Origin of the sequence: Pseudomonas sp. 2822-17, assembly GCF_002742485.1 — a bacterium.
GTDB lineage: Bacteria > Pseudomonadota > Gammaproteobacteria > Pseudomonadales > Pseudomonadaceae > Aquipseudomonas > Aquipseudomonas cyclaminis.
Map to the genome: position 1 here is coordinate 1 of NZ_LJRZ01000349.1, position 232 is coordinate 232.

A 232-nucleotide genomic window follows, 5' to 3' on the forward strand; every position below is an offset into this window, starting at 1 on the left:
GTTACCGACAATAATAAGTTGATCATAAGTTTGAAATAAGTATTCTATTGACGTCCAGTGACAAGGGAGTTCATTTTTATTATGATTCGAAAAATAGTGTCCTAGCTTGTACGTTGGATGTTGTGATTTAAAGGGAGCTTTTTGTCCCATTGCAGTTATGTAGGCTGTCTTTTTTCCAAGCATGTTCTACTCGTCCTTTTCTAGTTCGATTTCATTTGCATATAGTGAATTG

General features: G+C 34.9%; 1 protein-coding gene. It reads right to left on the minus strand.

What is annotated here, in order from left to right; translation table 11 throughout:
- On the minus strand, positions 1–183 hold a 183-nt coding region (locus AOA60_RS33310), incomplete at its 3' end, for a hypothetical protein (RefSeq protein WP_218240601.1).
- Positions 184–232 lie beyond the last annotated feature (49 nt).